Here is a 6,300-nt window from a genome sequence, read left to right as displayed (position 1 = left end):
TCGTCGGCAGCGTCAGATGTGTATAAGAGACCCCCCCATGCCGGCCGCCCCGCCCCCCGGCACCGGGGCCGGCTCGACCGACCTCACCCCGCAGGTCCCGCCCGTCGGCCACGACCTCCCCGGGCCCCCCGCCGGTCCCGGCGCCGCCACCCCCGGGCGTGCCGTCCGCCGGGAGCAGCGGCAGGAGTTCGGGCAGCCGCCCGTCCGCGGCCTCGGCCGCGCGGCGCCGCTCCTCGGGCACCTCGCCGTACAGCGTGGTCCGCGCGCGGGAGGGGCGCCCGGCGGCTTCCGCGATCTCCCGCAGCCCGGCCAGGGACATGTGGGAGCCGTAACGGGACCCGGCCATGCGGGAGATGGTCTCCTCCATCAGGGTGCCGCCGAGGTCGTTGGCGCCGGAGCGCAGCATCTGGGCGGCGCCGTCGGCGCCGAGTTTGACCCAGCTGGTCTGGATGTTGGTGATGTACGGGTGGAGCAGCAGCCTGGCCATCGCGGTGACGGCACGGTTGTCGCGGGCGGTCGGGCCGGGCCGGGCGATTCCGGCGAGGTAGACGGGCGCGTTGGTGTGGATGAACGGGAGGGTGACGAACTCGGTGAAGCCGGCGACGCCGCGTTCGGCGTTCTCCCGCTGGATGCGGGCGAGGGTGCGCAGGTGGCCGAGCCAGTGGCGGGGCTGGTCGACGTGGCCGTACATCATCGTCGAGGAGGTGCGCAGGCCCAGCCTGTGGGCGGTGGTGACGACCTCGATCCAGGTGTCGGCGGGCAGCTTGCCCTTGGTGAGGACCCAGCGGACCTCGTCGTCGAGGATCTCGGCGGCGGTGCCGGGCAGTGAGTCGAGGCCCGCCTCGCGGGCGGCGGTGAGCCAGTCCTCGATGGAAAGCCCGGTGCGGGAGGCGCCGTTGACGACTTCCATCGGGGAGAAGGCGTGGATGTGCATGCCGGGGACGCGTTCCTTGACGGCGCGCGCGATGTCGAAGTAGGCGGTGCCGGGCAGGTCGGGGTGGATGCCGCCCTGCATGCACACCTCGACGGCGCCGACGTCCCACGCCTGCGCGGCGCGGTCGGCGACCTGGTCCAGGGAGAGGGTGTAGGCGTCGGCGTCGGTGCGGCGCTGGGCGAAGGCGCAGAACCGGCAGCCGGTGTAGCAGACGTTGGTGAAGTTGATGTTGCGGGTGACGATGTAGGTGACCTCGTCGCCGACGGTGTCGCGGCGCAGCGCGTCGGCGATGCCGCAGAGCGCGTCGAGGGCGGGGCCGTCGGCGTGCAGGAGGGTGAGGGCCTGGTCGTCGGTGAGGCGGGTGGGGTCGTCGGCGGCGACGGAGAGCGCCTCCTTGACGGCGCCCTCGATCCGCTGGGGTGCCGTGCCGTCCGCCTGGCCGGGGAGCCGGTCGGGGACGAGGCCGGGGGCGGCCTGCTCGCGGAGTTCGGTCCAGTCGCCGTAGACCTCGTCGAAGTCCTCGCGGCGGTCGCCGGTCCGGCCGTCGGTGTCGATGGTCTGGTGGAGGTCGGTGCGTCCGCTGTCGGTCAGCGGGGTCTCCGGCTCCTGCCAGGGCAGTCCGTGCGGCGTCGCGCCGTCGGCCGCCAGGGCGCTCACCGGGTCGGCCAGCGCCGCGACATGCCCGGCGATCCGGGGGTCGATCCACGGTTCTCCGCGCCGGACGAACTCCGGGTAGACCGTCAGCCGCTCGCGCAGCGTGAACCCGGCGGCGGCCGTGCGCGCGGCCAGTTCCCCGATCGCGGGCCACGGGCGTTCGGGGTTGACGTGATCGGCCGTCACCGGGGAGACGCCGCCCCAGTCGTCGATCCCGGCGGCGACCATGAGCGCGAACTCCTCGGCGACCAGGTTGGGCGGTGCCTGGATGCGGGTGCCCGGCCCCAGGAGCAGCCGCGCCACCGCGACGGTGGCGGCCAGTTCGGCCGGCCCCGCGTCGGCCACGGACCGCATGGCGGTGTCGGGCTTGGCGCGGAAGTTCTGGACGATCACCTCCTGGACGCCGCCGTAGGCGCGCGCCACCCGGCGGATCGCCAGCAGAGCGTCGACGCGCTCCGCGTGGGTCTCGCCGATGCCGATCAGCACCCCGGTGGTGAACGGCACCGCAGAGCGGCCGGCGTCCTCCAGGACGCGGAGCCGGAGCGCGGGTTCCTTGTCGGGTGAGCCGTGGTGGGGGCCGCCCGGTTCGGACCACAGCCGGGTCGCGGTGGTCTCCAGCATCATCCCCATCGACGGGGAGACGGGCTTGAGCCGCTGGAAGTCGGTCCAGCTGATGACACCGGGGTTGAGGTGCGGCAGCAGCCCCGTCTCCTCCAGTACCAGCACCGCCATGGCACGGACGTAGGAGAGGGTGTCGTCGTAGCCGTGGGCGTCCAGCCACTCGCGGGCCTCGGGCCAGCGGTCCTCGGGCCGGTCGCCGAGGGTGAAGAGCGCCTCCTTGCAGCCCGCGGCGGCGCCCCGGCGGGCGATCTCCAGCACCTCGTCCGGCGAGAGGTACATGCCGTGGCCCTCGCGCCGCAGCTTCCCCGGCACGGTCACGAAGGTGCAGTAGTGGCAGCGGTCCCGGCACAGCCTGGTCAGCGGGATGAACACCTTGCGGGAGTAGGTGATGACACCGGGGCGGCCGGCGGCCTCCAGCCCGGCGTCCCGCACCCGGGAGGCCGCGGCACACAGCCGCTCCAGGTCCGCGTCGCGGGCGTGCAGCAGCACCTCGGCCTCGGCGGCGTCGAGGGTCACGCCGTCGCCGGCGCGGCGCAGGGCGCGCCGCATCGCCGTGACGGTCGGCGCCGCGGTGGCGGCCTGCTCCGACGGCGGCGCGCTCACCGGGCACCCGCCGGGACGCGCGGAGTGGACCCGGACCGTTCGGTGCGGTGGCCCGGCCGGGTGGCGGCCAGCCAGGCGCGGGTCGCCGGGCCGAGGGCGGCCGGTGGCAGCGCGCGCAGACCGTCGGTGGTGTCCACGTCGTGGCGCAGCCCGCTGCCGGCGGGCAGCGCGAGGTCGCGGTAGCCGTCGGCGGCGTAGCGGCGTGCCGAACCACGGCCCAGCCAGGGGCGGAACTCGTCGGGATGACGCAGCGCCAGCATGGTGGTGCCGGTGCCCTCGGCGTCACGGACCACGGCGGGGGAACCCGTGCGGCCGGCGGCTGCCAGGGCGGCGGCCAGCTCCTCGGGGCCGGCCGCCGGGAGGTCGGCCATCACCACGGCCAGGGCGGCATCCGGCGCCGCCTCGTGCACGGACCACAGCGCCTGCCGCAGCTCGGCGTTGAGCCCGCTGCGGCCGGGTGCGGTGGCCACCGCCGCACCGCCGGCCAGTGCGGCGGCGCAGACATCGGGCCCGGAGCCGACGACGGTCACGCCGCGGACGGCCGGGACGCCGGCCAGCGCGGACAGCACGTCGCCGAGCATGGCACGGGCCAGCTCCGCGCGGCGCTCCGGCGGCAGGTCGCCGCAGCGGGTCTTGGCGCGGCCGAAGGGCTTGGCGGGCACCAGCACCTGCCAGCCCTGCCCGGGCGGGCGGGACGCACCCGCTCCTTGCGGCGGGGCCGCCTGCGTTCTCACGATGTCTCCGGTGTCATGCGGGTGAGCCGGCCGTACAGTTCGGGACGCCGGTCGCGCAGGAACGGGCGGCTGCGCCGGGTGGCGGCTACCCGCTCGGGGTCGGCCTCCGCGACGGCGACGTCGTCCCGGTCGTCGGCGGCCTGGGCCAGGATGTCGCCGTCCGGGCCGTAGACGGCGCTGAGTCCGAAGTACTCCTTGACGCCTTCGGTGCCCACGCGGTTGGAGCAGATGACGAACAGGCCGTTGAAGACGGCGTGGGCGCGCAGCTCCAGTTGGAAGACCTCACGCATCGGCGCCGAGGCGGACGCCACGGGCACGCAGAGGACGGAGCCGCCGCGCAGCGCGACGGTCCGGCTCAGCTCCGGGAAGTGCCGCTCGTAGCAGATGATGGTGCCGACCCCGGCCTCACCGGTGTCCACCACCTCCGGCTCGGCGCCGCCGGGCCGGAAGTAGAACTTCTCGGGGAAACCGTTGGAGAACGGCAGATGCGACTTGCGGTACACGGAGCGCAGTTCGCCGCGGACGAAGGTGCAGGCGGTGTTGTAGTAGGTGCCGGGCACCTCGCCCTCCTCGAAGACCGAGGAGACGACGGTGATGTCCGCGCGCCGCGAGTAGTCGGCGGCCATGGTGTTGGAAGGGCCGTCCAGCGTCTCCGCCAGCCGGAAGTAGTCCGGGTCGGGGTCGGGCTGGACGAACGGCACGGCGAAGAGTTCGGGCAGCAGCACCACGGTGGCGCCCTGGTCGACGGCGGACTCCACCAGGTCACCGGCGCGGCTGATGGTCTCGGCGCGGTCGTCGGTGGCGCGCAGCTGGACGGCGGCGAGCTTCATCGGGCGTACTCCTTGGCTGCGGCGGCCGGCGGCGTGGCCGGTACGGCGGGTGCGGGGTGGGCACCGGCGGACCCGGGTGCCGCGGGGGCGGCTTGGGCGCCGTCGGGCACACCGGTGAGCGAGAGGCCGGAGCGGGTCCGGTAGCGCTTGTTGACGGAGATGAGCACGGCGGTCAGGGGCTCCAGCTGGCGCGCCATGCGCAGCCGGCCTGCCTCGACGCCGCGTCCGCCGGTGACGTCGACGGCGAGGGCGGCGACGCGGCGCCGGGCGTCGGCGTCGTCACCGCAGACCAGCACGTCCTCGTGGGAGAGGTCGGCGTCGGGGTCGAGCAGCAGCGGGGCCGCCAGATGGTGGAAGGCACCGGTGACCGTGGTGTCCGGGAGCAGCCGCGCCGCCTCCTCTGCGGCGCTGCCGTCGGGCACGGTCAGCCCGTAGGGGCCCTGCCGGTCGAAGCCGAGCGGGTTCACGCAGGAGATCAGCAGCTTCCCGGCGAGCGCCCCCGCGAGGGCGGCGACGATCTCGGCGTGCCCCTGGTAGGGGACCGCGAGGATCACGGTGCCGGCGCCGCGGGCGGCGTCCTCGTTGCCCGCACCGCCCGGGGGGAGGCAGACCCCGGGCAGTGCGGAGATCTCGGCGGCGGCCTCACGGGCCCGTCCCGCGTCCCGCGAGCCGAGCACGACGTGGTGGCCGGCGCGGGCCAGCCGGTACGCGATGCCCTTGCCCTGGGGGCCGGTGCCGCCCACGACGGCGACGGGTCCGGGGACGGCGGGACGGGGCGAGGTGCCGTCGGGGGCGGCGCGGTCGGCGGTAGTGCCGACGGTGGAGGAGGCGGTGGAGGTGCGGTCGGTGGTCACGGCGCTCAGTCCTGCGCTGCCTGGGCGAGGCGGGTGAGGGTCTGTTCCTTGTCGCCGAGGGTGGAGATGACCGGACAGCGGACCCCCGCCTCGTGGTAGGAGAGCAGCTTCTCGAAGGCGTCGTCGGTGGAACCGCAGGCGGTGACGTTCTGGACCAGGCTGTTGGGGACGAGCGTCATGGCGCGCTTGATGTCCTCGGGGGTGGCCGGCCAGCCGGCGACCTCCTGGATGCGGTCCACCAGTTCGCGTTCCACTCCGCAGTGCTCGGCGATGTGCGGCTGCTGCGCGAGGTAGAGGGTCAGGAACGCCTTGCAGGCGTCGATGGCCTCCTGCGGGTCCTTGTCGTTGACGCTGCAGGCGACGATCTGGGTCAGGTCGATGCCGGTGCGTCCGTCGGTCCGCTTGGCGACGCCCTTGTCGATGGCCTGCCGGGCGCCGGTGAGGTAGGAGGGCGGCAGCAGGAAGTCCATGTGGACGCCGTCGCTGATCTCGCCGGCCAGTTCCAGCATGCGGGGGCCGACGGCGCCGATGTAGATCGGGATGTCGACGGGCTTGTTCTCCCGGTACATGCTGTCGAAGCGGACGTCGTCCATGTGGACGAACTCACCGTCGAAGTTGACCACCTCGTTGCGGAAGAAGCGCTGGAGGACGGTGATGTACTCCCGCATCGAGGCGATCGGTTTGCGGAGCGGCTCGCCGACCTTGGTGGCCAGCGGCTCCCACCAGGCGCCGATGCCGAGGATGGCGCGGCCGGGGGCCACCTCGTCGAGCGTCTTGAAGGTGACCGCCATCAGGGCGGCGTTCCGGCTCTTGTTGTTGACGACGCCGGTGCCGATCTTCACGTTGCGGGTGCGGCTGGCGACGATCGCGGCGGGCACGATGCCGTCGCGGGCGAGCCGTCCCTCGGCGATCCAGACGGACTCGAAACCGCTGTTGTCCGCGAGTTCGGCCTGCCAGTAGGTCTGCTCCAGGCTCAGTCGTTCCCCGACATGGATACCCAGGGGAAGCTTCATCGAGCTGCTCCGTTCTGTGTGGTTGAGGTGCCGTCCGGCGGCGGCCTCGGGGGCCGG

The 6,300-nt window shown here is 74.1% G+C and carries 5 protein-coding genes; all 5 read right to left on the bottom strand.

Translation table 11 applies throughout. The features are described 5' to 3' along the window. A partial coding sequence (locus E0D90_RS28715) for a bifunctional FO biosynthesis protein CofGH (RefSeq protein ID WP_130799841.1) occupies positions 1–2,758 on the bottom strand: 2,758 nt, incomplete at its 3' end. A 50-nt stretch (positions 2,759–2,808) separates the two neighbouring features. Continuing rightward, positions 2,809–3,546, bottom strand: coding sequence for a 2-phospho-L-lactate guanylyltransferase (cofC, locus tag E0D90_RS22510; RefSeq protein ID WP_157996915.1), 738 nt, complete (start codon positions 3,544–3,546; stop codon positions 2,809–2,811). Next, on the bottom strand, positions 3,543–4,376 hold the full coding sequence (locus E0D90_RS22505; RefSeq protein ID WP_130799839.1) for a carbon-nitrogen hydrolase family protein: 834 nt from the start codon (positions 4,374–4,376) through the stop codon (positions 3,543–3,545). Before E0D90_RS22505 ends, cofC begins: the two co-directional genes overlap by 4 nt. After that, entirely contained in the window at positions 4,373–5,230 is an 858-nt protein-coding gene (npdG, locus tag E0D90_RS22500) for an NADPH-dependent F420 reductase (protein WP_130799838.1), read from the bottom strand. The genes E0D90_RS22505 and npdG overlap by 4 nt, the downstream gene beginning before the upstream one ends. 5 nt (positions 5,231–5,235) lie before the next feature. Beyond that, positions 5,236–6,300, bottom strand: a 1,065-nt coding sequence (locus E0D90_RS22495) for an LLM class flavin-dependent oxidoreductase (protein ID WP_227870413.1), incomplete at its 5' end; no start/stop codon positions are given.

It is taken from the genome of Streptomyces otsuchiensis (assembly GCF_004305975.1).
Lineage (GTDB): Bacteria > Actinomycetota > Actinomycetes > Streptomycetales > Streptomycetaceae > Streptomyces > Streptomyces otsuchiensis.
This window is presented reverse-complemented; position numbering and strand designations above follow the sequence as displayed.

What these genes read in the sequence shown, in the direction of transcription:
- E0D90_RS22505 (WP_130799839.1), bottom strand. Translation starts at nt 4,376, where the DNA reads ATGAAGCTCGCCGCCGTCCAGCTGCGCGCCACCGACGACCGCGCCGAG.